The organism is Roseococcus pinisoli (genome assembly GCF_018413645.1).
In the GTDB taxonomy this organism is placed as follows: Bacteria; Pseudomonadota; Alphaproteobacteria; order Acetobacterales; family Acetobacteraceae; genus Roseococcus; species Roseococcus pinisoli.
Window position 1 is genome coordinate 309279 of the sequence record NZ_JAHCDA010000002.1, and the last position, 23183, is coordinate 332461.

The 23183-nt window shown below is 68.8% G+C and carries 18 protein-coding genes; 6 read left to right on the forward strand and 12 right to left on the reverse strand.

Features of this window, described 5'->3' with window-relative positions; genetic code table 11:
• Nucleotides 1-19: 19 nt before the first annotated feature.
• Entirely contained in the window at nucleotides 20-1081 is a 1062-nt protein-coding gene (locus KHU32_RS10310) for a glycosyl hydrolase family 8 (protein WP_213670020.1), read from the forward strand.
• A 17-nt stretch (nucleotides 1082-1098) separates the two neighbouring features.
• Here KHU32_RS10310 and KHU32_RS10315 read toward each other — a convergent pair whose 3' ends face one another.
• Together KHU32_RS10315 and KHU32_RS10320 are read right to left on the reverse strand one after the other, a co-directional pair.
• Complete coding sequence (locus KHU32_RS10315; RefSeq protein ID WP_213670021.1) at nucleotides 1099-1863, reverse strand: exodeoxyribonuclease III; 765 nt, start codon at nucleotides 1861-1863, stop codon at nucleotides 1099-1101.
• Between the two features lie 48 nt (nucleotides 1864-1911).
• Nucleotides 1912-2262 (reverse strand): HesB/IscA family protein, encoded by a 351-nt coding sequence (locus tag KHU32_RS10320; RefSeq protein WP_213670022.1) that lies wholly within the window; start codon nucleotides 2260-2262, stop codon nucleotides 1912-1914.
• A 78-nt stretch (nucleotides 2263-2340) separates the two neighbouring features.
• On the opposite strand from KHU32_RS10320, the gene KHU32_RS10325 reads away from it, so the two are divergent.
• On the forward strand, nucleotides 2341-3513 hold the full coding sequence (locus KHU32_RS10325) for a deoxyguanosinetriphosphate triphosphohydrolase (protein ID WP_213670023.1): 1173 nt from the start codon (nucleotides 2341-2343) through the stop codon (nucleotides 3511-3513).
• Between the two features lie 107 nt (nucleotides 3514-3620).
• On the opposite strand, the gene KHU32_RS10330 is transcribed toward KHU32_RS10325, so the two are convergent.
• The 5 genes from KHU32_RS10330 to hemF all read right to left on the reverse strand — a co-directional run bounded on the left by KHU32_RS10330 (nucleotide 3621) and on the right by hemF (nucleotide 8611).
• Nucleotides 3621-4121, reverse strand: a complete 501-nt coding sequence (locus KHU32_RS10330; protein ID WP_213670024.1) for a hypothetical protein — start codon at nucleotides 4119-4121, stop codon at nucleotides 3621-3623.
• Nucleotides 4122-4340: 219 nt separating this feature from the next.
• Nucleotides 4341-4970 carry a tyrosine-protein phosphatase gene (locus KHU32_RS10335; RefSeq protein ID WP_213670025.1) on the reverse strand — a complete coding sequence of 210 codons (630 nt, stop codon included), beginning with the start codon at nucleotides 4968-4970 and terminating at the stop codon, nucleotides 4341-4343.
• Nucleotides 4971-5177: 207 nt separating this feature from the next.
• Nucleotides 5178-6290 carry an S-(hydroxymethyl)glutathione dehydrogenase/class III alcohol dehydrogenase gene (locus KHU32_RS10340; protein WP_213670026.1) on the reverse strand — a complete coding sequence of 371 codons (1113 nt, stop codon included), beginning with the start codon at nucleotides 6288-6290 and terminating at the stop codon, nucleotides 5178-5180.
• Between the two features lie 122 nt (nucleotides 6291-6412).
• Complete coding sequence (locus KHU32_RS10345) at nucleotides 6413-7390, reverse strand: Bug family tripartite tricarboxylate transporter substrate binding protein (protein WP_213670027.1); 978 nt, start codon at nucleotides 7388-7390, stop codon at nucleotides 6413-6415.
• 330 nt (nucleotides 7391-7720) lie between these two features.
• Nucleotides 7721-8611, reverse strand: coding sequence for an oxygen-dependent coproporphyrinogen oxidase (hemF, locus tag KHU32_RS10350; protein ID WP_213670028.1), 891 nt, complete (start codon nucleotides 8609-8611; stop codon nucleotides 7721-7723).
• 285 nt (nucleotides 8612-8896) lie between these two features.
• Between hemF and petA the strand changes: the two genes are divergently transcribed.
• From petA to KHU32_RS10370, 4 genes are all read left to right on the forward strand, one after another.
• Nucleotides 8897-9454 carry a ubiquinol-cytochrome c reductase iron-sulfur subunit gene (gene petA / locus KHU32_RS10355; protein ID WP_213670029.1) on the forward strand — a complete coding sequence of 186 codons (558 nt, stop codon included), beginning with the start codon at nucleotides 8897-8899 and terminating at the stop codon, nucleotides 9452-9454.
• 64 nt (nucleotides 9455-9518) lie between these two features.
• Complete coding sequence (locus KHU32_RS10360) at nucleotides 9519-10817, forward strand: cytochrome b (RefSeq protein ID WP_213670030.1); 1299 nt, start codon at nucleotides 9519-9521, stop codon at nucleotides 10815-10817.
• Between the two features lie 3 nt (nucleotides 10818-10820).
• Nucleotides 10821-11597, forward strand: a complete 777-nt coding sequence (locus KHU32_RS10365) for a cytochrome c1 (protein ID WP_213670031.1) — start codon at nucleotides 10821-10823, stop codon at nucleotides 11595-11597.
• 107 nt (nucleotides 11598-11704) lie between these two features.
• Nucleotides 11705-12592 (forward strand): S-methyl-5'-thioadenosine phosphorylase, encoded by an 888-nt coding sequence (locus KHU32_RS10370; RefSeq protein WP_213670032.1) that lies wholly within the window; start codon nucleotides 11705-11707, stop codon nucleotides 12590-12592.
• Between the two features lie 48 nt (nucleotides 12593-12640).
• Here the strand turns inward: KHU32_RS10370 and KHU32_RS10375 are convergent, their stop codons facing one another.
• The 5 genes from KHU32_RS10375 to glgB form a co-directional block, all read right to left on the reverse strand.
• Entirely contained in the window at nucleotides 12641-14152 is a 1512-nt protein-coding gene (locus KHU32_RS10375) for a glycosyltransferase (protein WP_213670033.1), read from the reverse strand.
• Between the two features lie 95 nt (nucleotides 14153-14247).
• Nucleotides 14248-18192: a glycogen debranching protein GlgX gene (gene glgX / locus KHU32_RS10380; protein WP_213670034.1), complete on the reverse strand. Its 3945-nt coding sequence runs from the start codon at nucleotides 18190-18192 to the stop codon at nucleotides 14248-14250.
• Between the two features lie 12 nt (nucleotides 18193-18204).
• Nucleotides 18205-19650, reverse strand: a complete 1446-nt coding sequence (gene glgA / locus KHU32_RS10385; RefSeq protein WP_213670867.1) for a glycogen synthase GlgA — start codon at nucleotides 19648-19650, stop codon at nucleotides 18205-18207.
• 41 nt (nucleotides 19651-19691) lie between these two features.
• Nucleotides 19692-20957, reverse strand: coding sequence for a glucose-1-phosphate adenylyltransferase (gene glgC, locus KHU32_RS10390; protein ID WP_213670035.1), 1266 nt, complete (start codon nucleotides 20955-20957; stop codon nucleotides 19692-19694).
• Entirely contained in the window at nucleotides 20950-23181 is a 2232-nt protein-coding gene (glgB, locus tag KHU32_RS10395; protein ID WP_213670036.1) for a 1,4-alpha-glucan branching protein GlgB, read from the reverse strand. The genes glgC and glgB overlap by 8 nt, the downstream gene beginning before the upstream one ends.
• Nucleotides 23182-23183 lie beyond the last annotated feature (2 nt).

Genomic DNA, 23183 nt, shown 5'->3' on the forward strand with positions numbered 1-23183 from the left:
CGATATACGGGCTCGCCTGATGCGTCATCTGCGGCGCCGGAGCGTGGTGGGCGGCGGCCTGGGGGCTGTGGCCGGGCTTTCGGCGGCTTCCCTGAATGCGGCCATCGAGCAGGATTGGGCCGCCTTCGAGCGCCGCTTCGTACTGCCCGAGGGACGCGTGGTGGACACCGGCAACCGCAATGTCTCCCATTCGGAAGGCCAGGGCTACGGCCTCTACGCCGCTGCCCGGGCGAATGACCGGAACAGCTTCGAGCGGATCCTCACCTGGACGCTCTCGAATCTTCGCCGGTCGCGGGACGCCCTCTTCGCCTGGCGCTGGCAGCCGGACACCACGCCGCATGTCACCGACCTCAACAACGCGACCGATGGCGATCTCTTCATCGCCTGGGCCCTGCTGACGGCGGCGGAGCGCTGGAACAGCTCGACCTATCGCGACATGGGCCGCGCGGTGGCGCGCGACGTGCTGCGGCTCTGCGTGGAGCAGGTCGGGCCGCGGCGAATCCTGCTGCCTGGGGTCTATGGCTTCAAGAGCCAGCGGCGGGTGGTGGTGAACCCCTCCTACTACTCCTTCCGCGCCCTGCAGGACCTCGCGCGTCATATGCCGGACCCTGCCTGGGCGCAGCTCGAACTGGATGGGCTGGAGCTCCTGCGGGACAGCCGGTTCGGCATGTGGCAGCTGCCGCCGGACTGGCTGGAACTGCCGCGCGCTGGCGGCCGGCCGCTCATGGCCGACGGTTGGCCGAAGCGGTTCTCCTACGATGCCATCCGCATCCCGCTGCATCTCTGCTGGGGTGGCCACAGGCAGGAGGCCACGCTCGCCGCCTCGGCCGATTTCTGGTTCAGCCGTCGCCATCGCGAGATCCCGGCCTGGACGGATCTGATGACCAACGTCGTGGCCCCCTATCCGGCCCCGCCTGGCACGCGCGCGATCGCGCGGCTGGTGGCGGCGGCGCTCGCGGGCCGGGGGGATATCGCCCTCCTCCCTTCGGTCGCCAGCGCGCCCGATTACTATTCCGCCGCCCTGGTCAGCCAGGCGCGCCTGGCCTGGCAGGATGTCGAGCTGGGAGGCGAGGGGCCCTAAAGTTCCCCCGCCGGCACTCAGTCGGCCAGCTCGATCCAGACGGGCGCGTGGTCGGAAGGGCTCTCCTCCGATCGCGCCGCCAGGTCCACGCCAGAGGTCACGAGCCGTTCCGCGAGCTCCGCCGAAAGCAGCGCATGGTCGATGCGCAGGCCGCGATTCTGCTCGAAGGCAGCGCCGTAGTCCCAATAGGTGAAAGGTGCGTCCTTGGGATGCAGCGCGTGCAGCGCGTCCGTCAGGCCGAGATGGGTGAGGGCCCGCCAGCGCGCGCGCGATTCCGGGTGGACCAGCGCGTCGGTCGGCGGCAGCGCGCCGGGCGCGAGATCGTGATCGGTGGGACAGACATTGTAGTCGCCGAGGATCGCCAACGGCTCGAAGGCGTCCAGATGCTCGCTGGCCCAGCCGCGCAGCCGGTCCATCCAGCGCCATTTATAGGCCATGCCCTCGGCGCCGCCGCTATTGCCGTTGGGCAGGTAGATGCCGGCAGCGACCATGCCCTCCTTCCGGACGGCGACGAAGCGAGCATGCGTGTCCTCGTCCTCGCCGGGAAGCGCCTCGGCGAGCAACTCGAAGGGCCCGCGCGAGACAACGGCCACGCCGTTGCGCCCGCCATGCTGGCCGATGGCCTTGTAGCTGTATCCCTCGACCTCGAGTGCCGGGAATTCCTCGTCCTTGCATTTCGTCTCCTGCAGGAAGACGAGGTCCGGTTCGTGCCGCTCGAGGAAGCGGCGCAGATGCGGCATCCGGCGGCGGATGGAATTCACGTTGAAGGTGGCGAGGCGCATGGCCCCTTGTGGCGTCCGGTCAGGCCGAGGGCAAGCGCGCCCTCGGGGTCAGACCGCGAAGCTGACGCCGCAGCCGCAGCCGCTCGTCGCCTGCGGGTTGCGGACGACGAAATGCGAGCCGATCAGCGCCTCGTGCCAGTCGAGCTCCGAACCGGCGAGGAAATCGAGCGAGACGGCGTCCACGAATACGTTCGTGCCCTCGACCGTGACCACGAGGTCGTCCTCGGCGGCGCTGTCCGCCAGGTCGAAGCCATATTGCAGGCCCGAGCATCCGCCCGCCGAGACGCTGACCCGGAGGCCTGCCTCCGGCCGGCCCTGGCGGTCGGCTATGGCGGCGATCTCCTCGGCTGCGCGGGGCGTGACGTGGAAGGCGCGAGTCTGCTGGGTGCCGTCGGGCATGGGGGTCTCCTTACCTCGCAATGTAGGGCCGCCCTTTCAGGATTTCCACCGGCGCCCGCGCCTGATACCCCGTGAGGCATGCCATCGACTCCCGAGCGCCCGCAGTCCCGCCCCCTGGCCCCCTGGGCCGTGAGCACCACCCGGGGCCGTCTGTATCCCGAGCCGGAGGATCCCACGCGCAGCCCCTGGCAGCGCGACCGGGACCGGATCATCCATTCCCGGGCCTTCCGCCGCCTGCAGTACAAGACGCAGGTCTTCGTCTTCCATGAGGGCGACCATTTCCGCACCCGGCTGACCCACAGCATCGAGGTGGCCCAGATCGCCCGCAGCCTGGCGCGCCGGATGATGCTGGACGAGGACCTGGCCGAGGCCCTGGCCCTGGCGCATGACGTGGGCCACCCGCCCTTCGGCCATGCCGGCGAGGAGGCGCTCGACACCGCCATGCGCCCCAAGGGCCGCTTCGACCACAATGCCCAGAGCCTCAAGCAGGTGACGCTGCTGGAGCGCCGCTACGCCGCCTTCGACGGGCTGAACCTCACCTGGGAAACCCTGGAAGGGCTGGCCAAGCACAACGGCCCGGTGCGCCGCCCGGGCGCCTATCTGGTGCAGTACAACGCGCTCCACGACCTCGAGCTCTCGACGCATGCCAGCGTGGAGGCCCAGGTCGCGGCGCTCGCGGACGACATCGCCTATAACAACCACGACCTCGAGGACGGCATCCGCGCCGGGCTCTTCCGGCTGGAGGAGGTGGCGGAGCTCTCGCTGCCGGGCCGGGCGCTGGCGCGGGCGCGGGCCGCCCATCCGGACATGCCCGCGGGACGCGCTGCCCCGGAGATGGTGCGCCGCGTCATCTCCGAGATGGTCGACGACGTCGCGGTCGAGTCGGAGCGGCGCCTCGCGGTCCTGGCGCCGCGCTCGGCACAGGATGTCCGCATGGCGTCGCAGCCGGTCGTGGCCTTTAGCGAGGGGATGACGAAGGACAATGCCGATGTCCGGGCCTTCCTGCGGGAACGCATGTACCGGCATTTCCGCGTGAACCGCGCCACCCAGAAGTCGAAGCGCGCCTTGCAGATCGTCTTCCAGCTTCTGCATGGCGGGCCGCAGATGCTGCCCGACGAATGGCGGGCCCGGGCTGGCGACGCCGGGACGCCCCAGGCGGCCGAGACGGTCTGCGACTATATCGCCGGCATGACCGATCGTTTCGCGCTGGAAGAATATCGCCGGCTCACTGACCCGCATGTCGGGGGGTGAGAAGCGGCGGGCCTGAAACGGAAAGGGGCTGAAACAAAAACCGCCCGCGTGCCGGTTGGCAGCGGGCGGTTCAGGCGTGGTCGCGCCCCTTGCGGGGCGCGTCCGGCTTAGCGGTTCGGCTGGACGACCGGGTTGACGCCCGGGGCGAGCGTGCCCGGAGCCGTCGGGGCCACGTTGCGCTGGCCGCGGCGGCCGGCGACGGCACCCTGCGGCGCCTGCTGGCCGGGCTGCACATAGGTGATGATCGGGCGGCCATTGGTGTCCGTGCCCGTGATGACCGGCGTGCCGGCGGGGGCGAGGTCACCCTGGCCCTGGCCGATATGGGCCACGACGGGACGGCCATTATCGGTGCCGATGATGACCGGCGTGCCGGCCGAGGTCGCCGGGCTGATACGCGGGCCAAGCGTCACGAGCTGATCCGTGCCGTTGATGTTCATGCGGATCGCCGTGCCCGGGGGCGTATTGCGGACGGCCGACGCCGGCGCGTAAGCGACGACCCGACCCGTGTTGTCCAGCAGGGGGTGCATCTCCGTAAAGCCCTGCTGGCCCGTCGTCGTTTCACATGCCGCGAGAGCAAGCATGGCGCCCATCGCGAGAAGCGGCTTCATTTTCGACATCAGTTCGGCTCCCAAACCCTGCACAGCAGCGGACGTGACGGCTGCAGGCTCACACCGCCCATCCATAATAACCTACCCCTGGAGGGTAACATCAACATTGCACTAGGGAATAGCAGTGTTAACCCAAGGCTGTGCTTCGCGTGCCAATGATGTGTCTATCTTGCCCCATGTGATATTATAGGCACAGTCGGCCTGTCGATAACGCGCGGGCTACTCCCGTCGCAGGACCTTGTCGGTGAACCAACTCGCCACCGGCTGCGGCCGGAAGGAGGCCCGCAACGCCGTCTCGTCATACTCGGTCGTGAGCCAGGTCTCGAAGTCGATGCCCCGGGCCTCGGCCTCCGCATAAAGCTCGAAGAAGGCGTCCAGGATGCCGGTCCGTGCCGCGGCGACATGGCCGTGGCGCAGAGTGAGCTCACGGGCGGCCGTCGCGGCGTCTCGCCCTTCCAGGAGATGCCAGATGCCGGCGGCGAGGCCCGTCCGGTCGGCGCCGGACTTGCAATGGATCAGGATCGGCTGCGGCAGGGAGCGGTAGAGCTGGATCAGCCGCAGCAGGCGGTCCTTATGCGGGGCGCCCCGGCTTTCGAAGGGCTGGTCCGCATGGACGAGGCCCAGCCGCGCGGCCTCCTCGCGGCCTAGGGAGTCCGAGCCGCAATCCTGCCGGTGGCCACGCAGGTTGATGACGCTCTTGATCCCATGCCGCCGCACCGCCTCGGCGAGCTGCCAGGGCAGGGGGTGGTTGGAGCGGTAGAGCCGGCCGCTCTCCACCACGCCCCAGTTGCGCCAGGGAATGCGCAGGAAGGCGTGGTCGACGAAGAGCGAGTTGAGCCAGGTGGTCATGCCCCGCGATGTGGACGCCCGGGCTCCGGATGGCAACGGTTCAGGCAAGTGGGCTGCGTCCCGAAAGCCGGGGACCCTTGGAAGGCTTAGGCCGAGGGACGCTTCGACCAAAAGGCGGTCGGCGCCCCCTGGCGACCCTCAGGGCCCGGTGGCCCGGCATCCTGGCGACGCCAGGCACGCGGAGTGCGGGCCTGGCGTCCGAGGAAATCAAAAAACCACCACGCTCCGGATGCTCTCGCCCGAATGCATCAGGTCGAAGCCCTCGTTGATCTTCTCGAGGGGCATCACATGGGTGATGAGCGGATCGATCTGGATCTTCCCCTCCATGTACCAGTCGACGATCTTCGGCACCTCGGTGCGGCCACGCACGCCGCCGAAGGCCGTGCCGCGCCAGTTGCGGCCCGTGACCAGCTGGAAGGGCCGCGTCGAGATCTCCTGCCCGGCCGCCGCCACGCCGATGATGATGGAGGTGCCCCAGCCGCGATGGGTGCATTCCAGCGCCTGGCGCATGACGTTGGTGTTGCCGATGCATTCGAAGCTGAAATCGGCCCCGCCATCGGTGAGGTCCTGGATGGCCTGCACCACCTTGTCGCGCCCGACCTCGTCGGGGTTCACGAAATGGGTCATGCCGAAGCGGCGCGCCATCTCCTGCCGGGCGGGGTTGATGTCCACGCCGATGATCTTGTCGGCGCCGACCATGCGGGCGCCCTGGATCACGTTGAGGCCGATGCCGCCCAGCCCGAAGACCACGACGCTGGCGCCCGGCCAGACCTTGGCGGTGTTGGTGACGGCGCCGATGCCCGTCGTCACGCCGCAGCCGATGTAGCAGATCTTCTCGAAGGGCGCGTCCTCGCGGACCTTGGCGAGCGCGATCTCGGGCAGGACCGTGAAGTTCGCGAAGGTCGAGCAGCCCATGTAGTGCATGACCTGGGCACCATCGCAGCTGAAGCGGCTGGTGCCGTCCGGCATCACGCCCTTGCCCTGGGTGGCGCGGATCGAGGTGCAGAGGTTGCTGCGCTGGCTGAGGCAGGTTTTGCACTGCCGGCATTCCGGCGTGTAGAGCGGGATCACGTGGTCGCCGGGCTTGAGCGAGGTCACGCCCGCGCCGATCTCGCGCACGATGCCCGCGCCCTCATGGCCGAGGATGGCGGGGAACACGCCCTCGGGGTCGAGGCCCGAAAGCGTATAGGCGTCGGTGTGGCAAAGGCCCGTGGCCATGACCTCGACGAGGACCTCGCCGGGCCGCGGCCCGGAGATATCGACCTCGCCGATGGTGAGGGGCTTGCCGGCCTCGAAGGCGATGGCGGCACGGGTCTTCATGGCATGGCTTCCGTCTTCATGCCGGGGAACCTGCCGTCAAAAGCGTAGCGTCTCAAGCCCGTGGTCCGGATCGGGCCGCCGGTGTCGATTCGCCCGCCGGGGCGGGCGAATCGCGAACAGGATCAATCGAGGCGAGCGCCGGCGATGCGGACCATCTCCTGCCAGAGCGGCCGCTCGCGCCGTGCCCGCTCCCAGACGCCGTCGGGAGCCGAGCCGAGCGCGATGGCACCGGTCCGCAGGAAGCGGGCCTTCACGTCCGGATCGTTGGCGATCTGCTGCATGGCCTGCGAGGCCTTCTCCACGATCGCCGCCGGCACGCCCGCCGGGAAGGCCATGGCGCACCAGGAGTTCACGACGAAGTCGGGCACGCCCGCCTCTGCCATGGTCGGAACATCGGGCAGCGCCGGGTGGCGTTCGGCACCCGTGACCGCGAAGGCGCGCATGCGGCCCTCCTGCACGACGGGCACATAGCTCGCGAGGTTGTCGATCGCGAAGGTGAGGTCGCCCGAGAGCATGGCCGGGATGATCTGCGCCGCGCCGCGGAACGGCACGTGCTGGCCGTCGATGCGCTGGCGGTCGCAGAAGAGCGCGCCGCAGAGCTGCGCGGTGGTGCCCACGCCCGGGCTGCCGAAGCTGACGCCCTGGGGACGCGCCCGGGCCCATTCGATGAACTCCCTCAGATTCGTGGAGGGCACGTACTGGCTGGGGGCCACCACCACATTGGGCAGCTGCCAGTGCATGGAGATCGGCTGGAAGTCCTTGTCCCAGTCGAAGGGCAGGCGGCTGTAGAGGTAGTTGGCGATGGACCAGACGCCGAGCGTCAGCGGACCCATGGTGTAGCCGTCCGCCGGCGACTTCGCGATCGCCTCGGCGCCGATGTTCCCGCCGGCGCCCGGGCGATTCTCGATGACGAAGGACTGGCCGAGGCGCGTGGAGAGCTGCTCGCAGAGAAGGCGGCACAGGACGTCGGTGCTGCCGCCCGGGGGCCAGGGCACGATCACGCGAACCGGACGGTCGGGCCACTGGGACTGGGCGCGGGCGGTGGAGATAAGGGTGGGGGCGGCGAGGCCGGCGGCCAGAACATGGCGGCGAGTGGTCATTCTAGATCATTTCCCTGGACGTTTTCGTATTCCAGGCACGATGCCGCAACTATGACGGGAGGGCGAGAGGGCAAATGGAATCGTTGCGCGCCCCCGGGCCCGCCCCGCCGGCGCACGCCTGTGGGCGCCTGACGGGCCCTCGTCGTTGCCACAAATTTGCCCCGGAGCGGGCCAAGGCCTGCCTCAAGGCAGGCCCAGAAGGACATGCCTTCAAGGAGTAATCAGGTGATGTTCGCTCGGCTTATGCAACGGCTCAGGCACTGGATCGGGTACCGTCCCGAGCGGCGCTACATGCGCGGCTCCGCGCGCTGAGCTTTTTGCGCCGGGCCGCTACCAAGCGGCTTCCGGCGGCAGCGACATCAGGATCGCCTCGACATTGCCCCCCGTCTTGAGGCCGAAGACCGTTCCGCGGTCGTGCAGCAAATTGAATTCTGCGTAACGGCCGCGCCGCAGGAGCTGGTGCTGCCGCTCCTCGGGGGTCCAGGCCTCGTGCATCCGCTTCGCGACGATGGCCGGGTAGGCATCGAGGAAGGCAAGCCCGACATCCTTGGTAAAGGCGAAATCCGCCTCGATTCCGTGCCCGGGCGTGCGGTCACCCAGCCAGTCGTAGAAGATGCCGCCCAGGCCCCGGGTTTCCTTACGGTGCGGGAGGTAGAAGTACTCGTCGCACCACTGCTTGAAGCGTGGGTAGTAGGTGGGATCGTGCGCATCGCAGGCGCGCTGGAAGGCCGCGTGGAAGAAGGCGGCGTCCTCCAGGCTCTCCGGCGCCGTCACGTTCATCGGCGTGATGTCGCCCCCGCCACCGAACCAGGCCTTCCGCGTGACGATGAAGCGCGTGTTCATGTGGGCCGTGGGCACCCGGGGCGAGCGGGGATGGGCCACGAGCGAGACGCCGGTGGCCATGAAGCGCGGATCCTCGTCCGCCCCCGGGATATGACTCCGGAACTCGGGGGAGAATTCGCCGTGGACGGTCGAGATATTCACGCCGACCTTCTCGAACACGCGGCCGCGCATCACGCCCATCGTGCCGCCGCCACCTTCGGGCCGCTTCCAGCTCGTATAGGTGAACCGGCCGGCGGGCAGATCGGCATGGGGGCCGGAGGCCAGGGCGTCCTCGTTCGATTCGAACGCCGCGCAGAGCCGGTCGCGAAGCTGGGTGAACCAGGCCTCCGCGGTCGAGGCGAGGGGATGATCCAGGGGGAGGGGGGCGGCTTCTGTCATGGTTCCCCAGCATCGCACCGTGCGCCGCCGGCCGCGAGAGGGGTGGATCGGCCGGGAGAATCCGGGCGTCCGGCCGGGACGTCGGCGCCGGGGTCCCTGGAGGGCCTTGAATAGCCAAGCCACGGAGCCAATTGCGCGTTCTGAAGCGTGAGCGCGGTTGCCACATTCCCAAACCGACCGTAATAGGCACGGAAGCCTCCGGGGACCTGGGCGACGTGTGCCCAAAGCCCCGGGGATCAAGGGTTTCATCCGAAACTTCGACGGATGGGCAGAGAGGTGACCTGAATGGCTGACGCGCTGGCAACGCCTGGGACGCACGGGGACCACCCGGGCGCCACCAAGCGGGATTTCCTCAAGCTCTCGGCGGCGGCCTTCGCCGCTGTGGGCACCGGTGCCATCGTTTGGCCCTTCATCTCCCAGCTTGCCCCGGCCCGCGACGTTCTCGCGCTGGCCAGCACGGATGTCGACATCGGGCCGATCACGGTCGGTCAGGCCGTCACCGTGATGTGGCGCGGCAAGCCGGTCTTCGTGCGTCATCGCACGGAAGAGGAAGTGGCCGCCGCCCGCGCTGTGCCGATGAGCGACCTGAAGGATCCCGCCACGGACGAATCCCGCGTGCAGCGCGGGCCCTGGCTGATCGTCGTTGGCGTGTGCACGCATCTGGGCTGCATCCCGCTGGGCCAGAAGCCGACCGACCCGAAGGGTGACTACGGCGGCTGGTTCTGCCCCTGCCACGGCAGCCACTACGATACCTCCGCGCGCATCCGGAAGGGGCCTGCTCCCCTCAACCTGCCGGTGCCCGCCTATGCGTTCACCTCCGACAGCGCCATTCGCATCGGCTGAACCGGTCCGGGCGGCCGGCATGACGCCGCGCCGCCCACGTCGCAACTTCTAGAGGACGAGCAACATGGCCGGCGGCCTGCACGACTCTCAGTTCACAAACCCGGTAGTCCGCTGGATCGACCAGCGCATGCCGGTGTTCACCATGGTGCAGAAGGAATACGGCGTTTTCCCGACGCCGCGTAACTTCAACTACTTCTGGAACTTCGGCGCGCTCGCCATGATCAATCTCGTGATCATGATCGTGACCGGCATCGTCCTCGCGATGCATTACACGCCGCATGTGACCATGGCCTTCGACAGCGTCGAGCGCATCATGCGCGACGTGAACTTCGGCTGGCTGATCCGCTACGCCCATGCGAACGGCGCCTCGATGTTCTTCATCGTGGTCTACGTCCACATCTGGCGCGGCATGTACTACGGCTCCTTCAAGGCGCCGCGCGAGCTGCTGTGGATGCTGGGCGTCGCGATCTTCCTGCTGATGATGGCGACGGCGTTCATGGGCTACGTGCTGCCCTGGGGCCAGATGTCCTTCTGGGGCGCCACCGTCATCACGAACCTGTTCAGCGCCATACCCGTGGTCGGCGACACCATCGTGACCTACCTGTGGGGCGGCTTCTCGGTCGACAACCCGACGCTGAATCGCTTCTTCTCGCTGCACTACCTGCTGCCCTTCGTGATCACGGGCGTGGTGTTCCTGCACATCGCGGCCCTGCACATCACGGGCTCGAACAACCCGCTCGGCATCGAGCCGAAGGGTCCGCAGGACACGCTTCCGTTCCACCCGTACTACACGATCAAGGACAGCGTCGGCATCGTCGTCTACCTCATGGTCTTCGCCGCGCTGGTGTTCTTCGCGCCGAACTACCTGGGCCACGCGGACAACTACATCCCCGCGAACCCGATGGTGACGCCGCCGCACATCGTGCCGGAGTGGTACTTCCTGCCCTTCTACGCGATCCTTCGCGCGGTGCCGGATAAGCTCGGCGGCGTGCTGCTGATGGGCGGCTCGATCGTGCTGCTGTTCTTCCTGCCCTGGCTCGACTCTTCCAAGGTGCGGTCGCTGCGGTTCCGTCCGATCTCGCGGATCCTGTTCCTTCTCTGGACGGTGAACTTCTTCGTCCTGATGTGGTGCGGCGGTAAGCCGGCCGAGCAGCCCTACGTGCTGATCAGCCAGATCTCGACCCTGCTCTACTTCGCCTACTTCCTGGTGGCGCTCCCGCTGCTCGGTCGCTTCGAGCGCACGCTGCCGCTGCCGGAGAGCATCTCCGTCGCGGTCCTGGGCAAGAAGGCCCATGGCGGCGGCCATTCGGGCGGCGGACCCCTCCCGGGCGGTGCCACCGCCAAGCCGATGGAAAAGGCCTGAACCATGTTCAAGATCCAGGTCGCCTCCCTAAAGGCCGCTGCCGTCGCCGCGACGCTGCTCTTCGCCGGTCCGGCGTTGGCGGCGGAGGGCCACGGCCCGCAGATCCCCGATGCGGGCTTCAGCTTCGCCCGCCTCTTCGGCACCTATGACCGGGCGGCCGCGCAGCGCGGCTTCCAGGTCTACAAGGAGGTCTGCTCGAACTGCCACTCCATGCGGCAGATGTATTACCGTAACCTGACCGAGCTCGGCCTGAGCGCGGACCAGGTGCGCAACATCGCGGCGAGCTTCCAGATCACGGATGGCCCGAACGACGAGGGCGCGATGTTCGAGCGCGCCGGCCGCGTCTCGGACCACTTCCGCCGGCCCTTCCCGAACGACAACGCCGCGCGTTCCGCCAATGGCGGCGCGCTGCCGCCCGACCTGTCGGTCATCACCAAGGCCCGCGAGAACGGCGCGAACTACCTCTACGCGCTGCTGACCGGCTACCGCGACGCGCCGGCCGGAGTCACGGTGATGGAGGGGATGCACTACAACGAGTACTTCCCAGGCCATCAGATCGCCATGGGCCCGCCGCTCAGCGACGGGCAGGTGGATTTCGGTGCCGGCGTCCCGAACACCGTCGAGGCGATGGCACGCGACGTGACGACGTTCATGGCCTGGGCTTCCGAGCCCGAGCTGGAGACGCGGCGCGCGATGGGCGTGAAGATCCTGATCTTCCTCAGCATCCTGGGCGTCCTCGCCTATCTGACGAAGCGCCGGATCTGGGCCGACGCGCACTGAGCGTCGCCGGACTGTCATCGCCGGGGCGATTTGAACCGGCGGCCAGCTGATCTAGACCCTGGGGGGCGCCATGCAGCGCCCCCTTTTCGCATTTTGGAGATTGCAGCGTGAGCGAGATCGTCGAACCCGTGATCGGCCTCATCGGCGGTTCCGGCCTCTATGACATCGAGGGGCTCGAGGACCGTCAGTGGCGCCGCGTGGCCACGCCCTGGGGCGAGCCCTCGGACGAGCTGCTTTTCGGCCGGCTGGCCGGGATCAGCTGCGTCTTTCTGCCCCGCCACGGCCGCGGCCACCCCACGCCGCCCTCCGCCCTGAACTTCCGGGCGAACATCGACGCGCTGAAGCGCTCGGGCGTGACGGACATCATCTCACTCTCGGCCGTCGGTTCCCTGCAGGAGAACCTGCCGCCGGGCCATTTCGTGATCGTCGACCAGTTCATCGACCGCACCTTCGCGCGGGAGAAGTCCTTCTTCGGCCCGGGCTGCGTGGCGCATGTCAGCCTGGCCCATCCGACCTGCCCACGCCTGTCCGACGCCATCGAGGCCTCGGGCCGCGAGCTCGGCCTCGAGATGACGCGCGGCGGCACCTACCTGGCGATGGAAGGGCCGCAGTTCAGCACCAAGGCCGAGAGCCTGCTCTACCGGCAGTGGGGCTGCCACGTGATCGGCATGACCAACATGCCGGAGGCCAAGCTCGCCCGCGAGGCCGAGATTTGCTACGCGAGCGTCGCCATGGTGACCGACTTCGACTGCTGGCACCCGGACCATGACCACGTCACGGTCGACCAGGTGGTGAAGGTCCTCTTCTCCAATGCCGACAAGGCGAAGAGCCTGGTGAAGGCGCTGATCCCGCGTGTCGGCGTCGCGCGCGGCCCGTGCCCTGCGGGCTGTGACCGCGCGCTGGACCACGCCCTCATCACGGCGCCCGACAGCCGCGATCCCGAGATGCTGCGCAAGCTGGACGCGGTCGCGGGCCGCATCCTGAAGGCGGCCTGAGGCAAGGCCTCCCTTGGCGTCGTGCTCCACTTCGGAGCACGGCGTCGGCTAGGTCGGTGACAGGATTTTCCGAAGCTGACGAAGAGGCCGGGTGAGGCGCCAGGATCGGCTGTTCCGAAGCGCGAGGAGCTCGTCCGAAAGCTCGATGTTCTTCAGCTGTGCGGAGCTGAGAAGGGATTCCGTTTTCCCAACCGCGGCTAATTGCCGTTCGAGATCCGCGATCCGGCCTCGGCTCTGATCCAGCTCGGCGGCGCGAAGTTCCAAGAGGGGCCTGATTTCCTCAGCCGCGGTCAATTGACGCTCGAGATCTGCGACGCGCCCATGATTTTCATTCAGTTCGGCGAGGCGAAGTTCCAAGAGAGCCTTGGTTTCAGACGTTTCGGCGCGGCGAAGTTCCAAGAGAGCCTTGGTTTCAGACATTTCGGCGACCGAGGCGACGTAGTGCGCCTTCCATTTCTCGATTTCGCCCGCCATCCATTCCTGTTCTTCCTGCCAAAACCACCGCTTGTCATAAGGCAAACGCGGCAGGGCTGCCTTGAGGAACTTCCGCAGCGCGCCCTGATGCGCGGTGGCGGAGACCGGTGAATCAGCAGATTCCTGCAGAATATCCCCGTAAATCTCTTCGAACCGATCGAGCTGTGCATCGAGCGAGGCGACCTCGCGCACCCTGGCGCTGACCTGGGCGACCTCTGCCGGGTCGCAGGCCTGTATCTCCTTGATGAGATCATCGGTCGAGACCGGTCGGGTGAAGGCTGGGCCTGCGAAGTTGCACCGTCTGAACCAGTCAAAGTTCCGGGGCGTGACAAGGCCGGCCATTCCGGCTTCTCCGCAGAGAATGACCGCGCAACCGCAGGCCATGGCCTCGAGCGCCGATCGTCCGGTCGCGAAGACGATGTCGTGCGCGAGAAGCTCGACCTCCGGCGTGTCTGTCATGCGGTCGCCGCCACGGCCCAGGGAGGTCAGGGGAAGGCCGAGATTGGAGGCCGCCTCACGAATGAAGGGCTGGTGGAGACCGCCGCCATGAAACGCCAACAGGCGGGGAGCCATATCGGGCCAGGGTCGCTGCCTCGGGCCGAAGCGCCGCAGATCGACCGCGTTGGGGATGAGGGCAACCCGCTCCGCCGGCAGGCCGTTCTGCGATACCAATTGACTGACGATGGTTTCGTTGACGCCGGCGTGAAGCCGAATCTGCGGAAAAACCGGAGGTTGCTCCACCCAAAAGCGCCAGGAGTGGCACACATACAGCGCAGCGGTGCCGGGAAAGCGGATGATGGCTTCGGCCGTCGGGATGAAGTGGTGGCCGTGGATGATGTCGGGAACCTCGGTCACCGCCTCCAGGTCATCGACGACGGTGATGCCGCTTTCCCGGATCGTCCGGGCAAAGTCGCCCAGCCGGGGAGAGTAGACGATCGGGCGATGTCCTCTGGCCAGCAGCCCCTGGGCCACCTCCCGCACGACACACTCCGTGCCGCCGGGACCGTCCAGCCAGACATTTGTCAGCAGAACGGTGAGCGGTGGGTTGCCGGCGCTTCGCCTCTCGGCATTCGAATTGTGCAACATTATTGCTCTTAAGTATTGGTCAATAAATCCCTGCGCAATCCATGCGATGCCATTTTTGGATCGTTATAATCGCTTTGTCCGATATGCATTCGTGGTCACCGTCGTTCCGGCAACGCCGCAAGGATGGCTTGCGCCATCGGCGTCACGAGAAGATCGTCCGTTTCCACGCTCAGCCGCCGGCGCCAATTCGGGCGCTCCCGATCCGTACCGGGCAGGTTCACGGCGATGCGCTCACCGGCCAGGTCTTCGGCTTGGACAAGCAGCATCAGGCTGGGCGTCGCCGCCACGAAGGCATGGATGGCGCCAGCCAGCTCAGGAGGCAGGGGACCTTCCCCTGGGGCCGGGAGTTCGATGCCGGCGGCATGCAGGGCCGCGAAAAGCCGCTGGCGCTCCGCGTCGCGTTCCTGGCGGGCGGCTTCGGCCCAATCCCGATCCACCATGCCCAGCGCTTCGCGCTCGGCGATGTCGGTCATCTCCCACCAGCCGGCCAGCGTGGGCAGGTCATGGGTGGAGACGCAGGCGGCGGCCAGGGCTGGATACCGCGACGGGGGTGTGAAGGCAGCACCTTCGCGCTCGAACCAGAGAACGCGGTAGGAGAGAGCGCGCGCATCGTGCAGCGCCTCGCGCAGGCCTGCAGGCACGGTGCCCAGATCCTCGCCGACCACCGTGCAGCTGGCCCGATGCGATTCCAGTGCGATCTCCCCCAGCCACGCCTGGAAGGGCTGATCAAGATAGCAGCCCTCGGCCGCGGTGGCCCCGTCCGGAACCAGGAAGAGGCGCTTCAGCCCCAGCACATGGTCGATCCGCAGGGCCGTCGCGTGGCGCATATTGGCGCGAATGAGCGCGCCGAAGGCCGCGTGCCCCTGCGCCTCGGAAGCGAGCGGATCCGGCGGCGGCACGCCCCAGACCTGCCCGGCCGGGCCGAGCGGGTCCGGCGGTGCCCCGATGGAGAGGTCGGGCAGGAAGGCCATCTCGCCCGACCAGAGCTCGGCCCCATCCGGCGCGGTGCCGACGGCGAGGTCGCGATATAGGCCAGCGCCGGCAGAGGCAGCCTCGGCCAGCTGGCGGTCGGCCACGAATTGCAGCCAGGCGTGGAAGCCGACGGCCTCCGCCTCCGCCGCGCAGAAGGCTTCCACCCCGCTGTCGTGGCCATGGCGCAGGCCGGCGGGCCAGCGGCGGGCATCCCCATGTCCCAGCCGCTCCGCCAGGGCGCCGAAGGCGGCGAAGCGCTCCAGCGCTGCACCACCCTCAAGGCGGAAGGCGGCGAAGGCCGGGTCGGTGCGATCGAAGCGTGCCCAGGCAGCCTGCAGCGCAGCGCGCTTGGCGCGCCAGACGGCGGGGTAGTCGATCCAGGGTGAGGCCCGCAGCGCGGCGAAATCATCCGCACCGCCGAGCCGCGACACATCGATCAGCATCGGCTCGAGGAAGCGGCGGTCCGAGGGCTGGTAGGGGCTGGCACGCTCCCGATCCGTGAGGGGAAGGGCATGCGGCGGGCTGATGCCCAGCCACAGCGCGCTCTCCCGGTCCGCCCGCCGCGCGAGCTCGGCGATGGCGGTGAAGTCGCCCATGCCCTGGTCGGCGGCGTGGCGCAGGGAATAGCTCTGCGCGGTGACGCCGAAATGGCGCTGGCCGGCTTCCATCGACGGCGGCAGGAAGCAGGCTGGCGGCGCTACGGTGATCCGGCAAAGCGCCTCCCCAAGCCGCAGCTCATGTCGCCCCGTGGGCAGGATCGGAAGGGGGACACGCCCGCCTTCCGCCTCGGCGCTCCATTCGATCCGGCCGCCATCCTCCAGCGTCAGCCCGAATTCGAGCCGCGCTGGAATACTCTCGCCGAGGGCGATCTCCGCAGGCGATCCGACCCGAACGGCGAGATGGGCGGGAAGCGAGGGGCGTTGCTGGCGGCGGACGAGGCTGTCGCGCGCCTGGCTCGATGTCTCGGCCGGCAGGCCCAGCGTGCCCAGGATATGGCGCAGCGTGCCCTCGGGCACCTGATGCTCGCGGCTTTCCAGATCGCGCCAGACAGGCGCCAACCCGGCGGCCCTGGCGAGCCGGGCGAGCAGTTCGGGATCGGGGGCCGAAGCGCTGCGCGGCGCGACCGGTACCTCTGCCAGCAGTGCCACCGAACGCGGCGCCAGATCGCTGATCGCCGCGGCCTCGGGACGAGCGCTATCGGCCAGGAGCTGCCAGCGGAAACCCCATCGGGGCGAGGGCATGCGCAGGGCCAGCGCATCATCGCCCCCGTTGACGGCAACGAGCACCCGGTCGCCGGCGCTATGAAGCAGCGCCACGAGTGCGCGTGAGCCATCCCAGTCCTCGGGGGCGATAGGGTGGCCGGCGGGATGCAGCCAGGCCACGTCGGGCAGGCTGCTCTCCTCCGTCGCGCGGCCGGTGAGCGCGACCGTTGCGTGCAGGGCCGGATGCGCCCGCCTGGCCGCGATCAGCCGCGCGGTGAAGTCGACGAGGCCCTGGTCCATCCCCTCCCAGTCGAACCAGGACAAAGCATTGTCCTGGACATAGGCATTGTTGTTGCCGCCCTGGCTGCGCCCGGCCTCGTCGCCCATCGAGATCATGGGCAGGCCCCTCGCGGCGAGCAGCGTGGCGAGCAGTGCCCTGACGTCCTGCCTGCGTCCGGTCTCGATCGCGGGATCGTCGCTCGGACCCTCGACGCCGCGGTTCCAGGAATGGTTGTCGGTGGTGCCGTCCCGGTTCTCCTCGCCATTGGCGAGGTTGTGGCGCTGCTCGTGGCTCACGAGGTCGCGCAGCGTGAAGCCGTCATGCGCGGTGACGTAGTTCAGGCTGTCGGCCACGCGATCGCCGAAGATGTCGTCCGAGCCGGCGAGCCTCGTCCCCAGCGGACCCAGGCCGCCGCTTTCCGCCCCGCGCCAGAAGCGGCGGACGTCGTCGCGGAAGCGGTCGTTCCATTCGGGCCAGCCGGGCGGAAACTGGCCGAGCTGATAACCGCCCGGCCCCGGATCCCAGGGCTCGGCAATGAGGCGGCGGGTCCGCAGGATGGGATCCTGTCGCATCGCGGCCAGCAGCGGCGCATGCGGGTCGAAGCCCGCCGGCCGACGCCCCAGCGTCGTCGCCAGATCGAGGCGGAAGCCGTCCACGCCCGCCTGCTCGGCCCAATGGCGCAGCGCATCCATGGCGAGGCGCAACGGCCAGGGGCGGTCCAGTGCCAGCGTGTTGCCGCAGCCGGTGTCGTCGACGTAATGGCCGTCATGCAGCCGGTACCAGGCTTCGTGACCGAGGCCGCGAAGCGAGAGGGTGGGCCCCAGCGCGTCGCCCTCGCCGCTGTGGTTCAGCACGATGTCGAGCACGACGCCGATCCCCGCCGCCCGCAGCGCGGTCACGGCGGCACGGACCTCGGCCATGCCGCCCGGCGCCAGGCGTGGGTCGGGCGCGAGCCAGCAGATGGAGTTGTAGCCCCAGTAATTCGTCAGCCCGAGCGGGCCGAGATGCCGCTCATCCACCCAGGCGGCGGTGGGCATCAGCTCCACCGTGGTGACGCCAAGCCGGAGCAGATGCGCGATGGCGGCCGGATGCGCGAGGCCGGCGAAGGTGCCTCTTATCGCCTCGGGGATATCCGGATGGCGCACGGTGAAGCCACGCACATGCAGCTCGTAGATCACCTCGGGGCGGGGCGGGAAGGGTTGCCAGTCCTGTACGGGCAAGGGCGCCTGGACCACCGCGTGGACGAGGTGTGGGCCGCTATCGGCCGTATCGGGTTCACCGGCCGTGTCGAAGGCGCTGGGATGGAGCCTAAGCGGGGCTTCCAGAGCGCGCGCCCAGGGGTCGAGCAGGAGCTTGGCCGGGTTGAAGCGCGCGGCCCACGGGCCCTCCGCCCGCAGCCCATAGCGCGTGCCTTCACGCAGGCCGGGGATGTGCCCGTGGAAGACGTCGCCTTGCCGATGCGGCAGAGGGTGGCGCGCGACCTCGCGGTCCCCCTCGAAGACGCAAAAGGTCAGGCGCGTGGCGCCGGGGGCGGGGATGGCGACCTCCACCCCCTTCGGGCCGGGCGTGACGCCTAGGGCGCGCATCGGCCCGCCGCCTCAGCCACGCCCTGCCACCATCTCGCGGAAGATGGCCGCGTACTTCGTCGCTGAGCGTGTCCAGGACACGTCCTGTGCCATGGCATTGGCCTGGACCTGCCGCATCAGCGCGGGCTCGCGGTAGACGCCGATGGCCCGCTCGATCGCGGCCGACAGCATCTCGTGGCCGACGGGCGCGAAGTTGAAGCCGGTCCCCACGCCCGAAGCGAGCGCCATCTCATTCGCATCCACCACGCTGTCCGCAAGGCCGCCCACATGCGCGACAACCGGCGGCGCGCCGTAGCGCAGTGCACAGAGCTGACCCAGGCCACAGGGCTCGAAGCGCGACGGCATCAGGACGAAGTCCGCCCCGCCGTAGCAGAGGCGGGCGAGGCCCTCGTCGAAGCCGACATAGCTGCCGACGCGGCCGGTCTGCGCGGCGGTGGCGCCATGCACGCGGTTCTCCAGCGCCCGCTCCCCGCTGCCGAGGACGGCGAGCTGCCCACCCTGGTCGAGAATGGCCGGCAGCGCCTCCAGGATGAGGTCGACGCCCTTCTGCCAGGCAAGCCGGCCGATGAAGACGAAGAGCGGCGCGTCGGGCGCAGCGGCGAGGCCCATGCGCTTCTGCAGCTCGGCCTTGTTCCGGGCACGCGCGGCGGCAGCGGTCTTTGCCTCGAAGCGCGCCGGCAGATGGGCGTCGGCGGAGGGGTCCCATTCGGCGGTGTCGAGGCCGTTGAGGATGCCGCTCAGCGCGCCGCCGCGGCCGCGCAGCAGCCCGTCGAGCCCCATGCCCCATTGCGGCGTGCGGATCTCGGCCGCGTAGCCAGGCGAGACGGTCGAGACGCGATCGGCGAACCAGATGCCGGATTTGAGGTAGCCGACCATGCCGAAATACTCGAGGCCTTCCGTCCGGAAGGCCGCCGCCGGCAGGCCCAGCAGCCCGAAGACATCGGCCGGGAACTGCCCCTGGAAGGCGAGGTTGTGGATGGTGAAGAGCGTCGGGACATTGGAGCCCGAGAAGCGGAGATAGGCGGGCGCCAGGCCGGCCTGCCAGTCATGCGCATGGACGGCGTCGAACCCCGCCATCGCGCCCAGCCCCGGCACCGCCTGCGCGACCGCGCGGCCGAGTGCGGCGAAGCGCATGGCGTTGTCCGGCCAGTCGCCGCCCGTGGGCGAGAGATAGGGCGAGCCGGAGCGCGCGAAGAAATGCGGCGCGTCGAGCACCAGCAGGTCCCGCCCCGCGGCTTGCGCGCGCACGAGCCGCGCCGGCGCGCCGAAGAGGTCGGCCACCGTCTCGCTGGCCTCCACCGGGCCGAGCGCGGCCATGACGGCGGGATAGCCGGGCAGCATGGTCGTGACCGCGATGCCCTCCGGCGCCAGCGCGCCGGGCAGGGCGCCGACCACATCGGCCAGCCCCCCCGTCTTCACGAAGGGAAAGCCCTCCGAGGCCACGGCCAGCACGCGCAGCGGTGCGGAGGGCGCCGCCGCGGCCTTCTTCGGCGCTACGCTCATGCCAGCCGGTCGAGCATCGCCTGGGTGATCAGGCACACGCCTTTTTCCGAGACGCGGAAGCGGCGGGAATCCTCTGCGGGATCCTCGCCGATCACCATGCCTTCGGGGATGCGCACGCCGCGGTCCACCACGACCTTCGTCAGCCGCGCGCCGCGCCCGACATCCACATTCGGCAGCAGCACCGCGCCATCGACCTTGGCGTAGGAATGCAGGTGCACGCCCGTGAAGAGCAGCGAGCGATGCGCCGAGGCGCCCGAGACGATGCAGCCGCCCGAGACCAGCGAGGAGATGGTCTCGCCGCGCCGGCCCGCCTCGTCATGGACGAACTTCGCCGGCGGCACGACCTCGCCATAGGTCCAGATGGGCCAGCTCTTATCGAAGAGATCGAGCGGCGGGATGATGTCGGTGAGGTCGATATTCGCCTCCCAATAGGCATCGACCGTGCCGACGTCGCGCCAGTAGGGCGCCTCCTCCATGCTGGAGCGCACGCAGCTCCGCTCGAAGCGATGGGCCGCGACGCGGCCGTTCTGCACCAGCCAGGGGATGATGTCCTTGCCGAAGTCGCGGCTGGAATTCGGGTCCGCCGCGTCGCGCTTCAGCTGCTCGATCAGGAACTTCGTCTCGAAGACGTAGATGCCCATGGAGGCGAGCGCGAGATCGGGGCGGTCCGGAATGCCGGGCGGGTCCTTGGGCTTCTCGACGAAGTCCACCACCCAGCTCGACGCATCGACATGAATGACGCCGAAGCCCGTGGCCTCCATGCGCGGCACCGCCATGCAGGAGACGGTGCAATCCGCCCCCTGATCGACATGCTGCTGGAGCATGCGCTCGTAGTCCATCTTGTAGATGTGGTCGCCCGCCAGGATGACCATGTGCTTCGGCGCCAGGTCCTCGATGATGTCGATGTTCTGGAACACCGCATCGGCTGTGCCGAGGTACCAGGACTGCTCTGATACGCGCTGGCTGGCGGGCAGGATGTCGAAGCTCTCGTTCCGCTCGTGCCGGAGGAAGTTCCAACCGCGCTGGAGATGGCGGATGAGGCTGTGCGCTTTGTACTGGGTCGCGACGGCCACGCGGCGGATGCCGGAATTGATGGCGTTGGACAGCGCGAAGTCGATGATGCGCGACTTGCCGCCGAAGAAGACGGCGGGCTTGGCGCGCTTGTCGGTGAGTTCCATGAGGCGGGAACCTCGCCCTCCCGCCAGCACGAAGGCCATGGCGGTGCGGGCGAGGGGAGCGGGCGCAAGGGCGCTGTCAGGCATGCGATTCCTCCGGGAGGACGTTCCGGGCCTCCCCTGGCTGGGGGACGAGATAGACGGTGGCAAGCGGCGGCAAAAGGACCCGCGCCGAAGCGGGCTGACCGAAGGCAGGCTCGGCGGCGGCCATCACGACACCGCCGTTTCCAAGGCCGGATCCTCCGTATTCCTGGGCGTCCGTATTGAGCACCTCCCGCCAGGGCCCGGCATGGGGCAGGCCGATCAGCGTCTCAACCCGGGGCACGGGCGTGAAGTTGCAGAGTACCGCAACAGGCGGGCCACCCCGCTCATCGAAGCGCAGCCAGGTGAGGACGGAGCGCTGCGTGTCGTCGGCATCGATCCAGGCGAAGCCGCTGGCCTCGCCGTCGAGCTCGTGCAGCGCCGCGATCTGCCGGTGCAGGCGATTGAGGTCGCGCACCAGGGAGCGGACGCCCTGGTGGCGCGGGTATTGCAGCAGCCGCCAGTCGAGCTCGCGCGTCTCGGACCATTCGCGCCATTGCCCGAACTCCTGGCCCATGAAAAGCAGCTTCTTGCCGGGATGCCCCCACATGAAGCCGAAATAGGCGCGCAGATTGGCGAAGCGCTGCCAGTCGTCGCCGGGCATGCGGCCCAGGATGGTCCCCTTCCCGTGCACGACCTCGTCATGGCTGAGCGGCAGCACGAAATTCTCGTTGAAGGCATAGACCAGCCCGAAATTCATGAGCCGATGATGCCAGCGCCGGTGCAGCGGGTCCTTGGCGACGTAGCGCAGGGTGTCGTTCATCCACCCCATGTTCCACTTGAAGCCGAAGCCCAGGCCGCCCTCGGCCACGGGCGCGGAGACGCCCGTCCAGTCCGTGGCTTCCTCGGCGATCATCAGCGCGCCCGGCGCCCTCTCCGCGATCATCGCATTGGTGCGGCGCAGGAAGCCCACGGCGTCGCGGTTGTCGTTGCCGCCATCCTCGTTGGGCGCCCATTCGCCGGGGGCGCGCGAATAGTCGAGATGGATCATCGAGGAGACGGCATCCACCCGCAGCGCATCCGCGTGGAAGCGGTCGAGCCAGAAGAGGGCGTTGGAAGCGAGGAAGGCCTCCACCTCCTTGCGCCCGTAGTCATAGATCGCGGTCTTCCAGTCCGGATGATAGCCGCGCCGCGGATCGGGATGCTCGTAGAGCGCGGTGCCGTCGAAATGCGCCAGGCCGTGCGCATCTTCGGGGAAATGCGCGGGCACCCAGTCGAGGATGACGCCGATGCCGGCGGTATGGGCGGCGTCGATGAAGCGGGCGAGGCCCAGCGGGTCACCCAGCCGCGCGGTGACCGCGAACATGCCGATGGGCTGATAGCCCCAGGAGCCGTCCAGCGGATGCTCCATCACCGGCATGAACTCGATATGCGTGAAGCCCATCTCCTTCACGTAGGGGATGAGGTCGGCGGCGAGCTCGTCCCAATGCCAGAAGCGGCCGTCGGGATGGCGCTTCCAGGAAGGGGCGTGGACCTCGTAGATCGCCATCGGCTCGCGGCGGAAATCCTTCGCTGCCCTTGCCTCCATCCAGGCGGCATCGGTCCATTCGAAGCCGTCGATCCGGGCGACGATGCTGGCATTGGCGGGCCGCAGCTCGGCCGCGAAGCCGACCGGATCGGCCTTGAGCGGCAGGACCGTGCCCTGGGCGCCCAGGATCTCGTATTTGTAGGCCGCGCCCTCGCCGAGGCCGGGCAGGAAGAGCTCCCAGATCCCGGAATCCACGCGGCGGCGCATGGGATGGAGGCGGCCATCCCAGCGATTGAAGGCGCCCACCACCGAGACGCGTCGTGCATCGGGTGCCCAGACGGCGAAGCGCACGCCCTCGGCGCCCTCATGCTCCAGCAGATGTGCGCCCAGCCGCTCATGCAGGTGCCGATGCGTGCCCTCGATCAGCAGATGATCGTCGAGCGGGCCGAGCGAAGGGCCGAAGGCGTAGGGATCGAGGATGTCCATCTGGCCGCCGCCTTCGCGGAGGCGCAGCCGGTAGGGGGCGGGCAGGGCGGTGCCAGGCCGCCGTCCCTCGAAGAAGGCGGTGGCGCCGCGCCGTTCCAGGGGAAGGACCTTGCCGTCGTCGAAGACGGCCTCCACGGCCTCGGCGCCGGGCCGAAGGGCGCGGATGGCAAGGCCACCCTCAACCTCGTGCGGGCCCAGCACCGCGAAGGGATCGCCATGGCGGGCTTCCAGCAGGGCCGCCGCGTCCTCCTCGCTTGTTCGCCAGGCCTCGGGCATCG

What these genes read in the sequence shown, in the direction of transcription:
- KHU32_RS10365 (WP_213670031.1), top strand. Translation starts at nt 10,821, where the DNA reads ATGTTCAAGATCCAGGTCGCCTCCCTAAAGGCCGCTGCCGTCGCCGCG.
- KHU32_RS10325 (WP_213670023.1), top strand. Translation starts at nt 2,341, where the DNA reads ATGCCATCGACTCCCGAGCGCCCGCAGTCCCGCCCCCTGGCCCCCTGG.
- KHU32_RS10320 (WP_213670022.1), bottom strand. Translation starts at nt 2,262, where the DNA reads ATGCCCGACGGCACCCAGCAGACTCGCGCCTTCCACGTCACGCCCCGC.
- KHU32_RS10345 (WP_213670027.1), bottom strand. Translation starts at nt 7,390, where the DNA reads ATGACCACTCGCCGCCATGTTCTGGCCGCCGGCCTCGCCGCCCCCACC.
- KHU32_RS10360 (WP_213670030.1), top strand. Translation starts at nt 9,519, where the DNA reads ATGGCCGGCGGCCTGCACGACTCTCAGTTCACAAACCCGGTAGTCCGC.
- glgC (WP_213670035.1), bottom strand. Translation starts at nt 20,957, where the DNA reads ATGCCTGACAGCGCCCTTGCGCCCGCTCCCCTCGCCCGCACCGCCATG.
- glgX (WP_213670034.1), bottom strand. Translation starts at nt 18,192, where the DNA reads ATGCGCGCCCTAGGCGTCACGCCCGGCCCGAAGGGGGTGGAGGTCGCC.
- KHU32_RS10315 (WP_213670021.1), bottom strand. Translation starts at nt 1,863, where the DNA reads ATGCGCCTCGCCACCTTCAACGTGAATTCCATCCGCCGCCGGATGCCG.
- KHU32_RS10375 (WP_213670033.1), bottom strand. Translation starts at nt 14,152, where the DNA reads ATGTTGCACAATTCGAATGCCGAGAGGCGAAGCGCCGGCAACCCACCG.
- KHU32_RS10335 (WP_213670025.1), bottom strand. Translation starts at nt 4,970, where the DNA reads ATGACCACCTGGCTCAACTCGCTCTTCGTCGACCACGCCTTCCTGCGC.
- petA (WP_213670029.1), top strand. Translation starts at nt 8,897, where the DNA reads ATGGCTGACGCGCTGGCAACGCCTGGGACGCACGGGGACCACCCGGGC.
- glgB (WP_213670036.1), bottom strand. Translation starts at nt 23,181, where the DNA reads ATGCCCGAGGCCTGGCGAACAAGCGAGGAGGACGCGGCGGCCCTGCTG.
- KHU32_RS10340 (WP_213670026.1), bottom strand. Translation starts at nt 6,290, where the DNA reads ATGAAGACCCGTGCCGCCATCGCCTTCGAGGCCGGCAAGCCCCTCACC.
- KHU32_RS10310 (WP_213670020.1), top strand. Translation starts at nt 20, where the DNA reads ATGCGTCATCTGCGGCGCCGGAGCGTGGTGGGCGGCGGCCTGGGGGCT.
- KHU32_RS10330 (WP_213670024.1), bottom strand. Translation starts at nt 4,121, where the DNA reads ATGAAGCCGCTTCTCGCGATGGGCGCCATGCTTGCTCTCGCGGCATGT.
- hemF (WP_213670028.1), bottom strand. Translation starts at nt 8,611, where the DNA reads ATGACAGAAGCCGCCCCCCTCCCCCTGGATCATCCCCTCGCCTCGACC.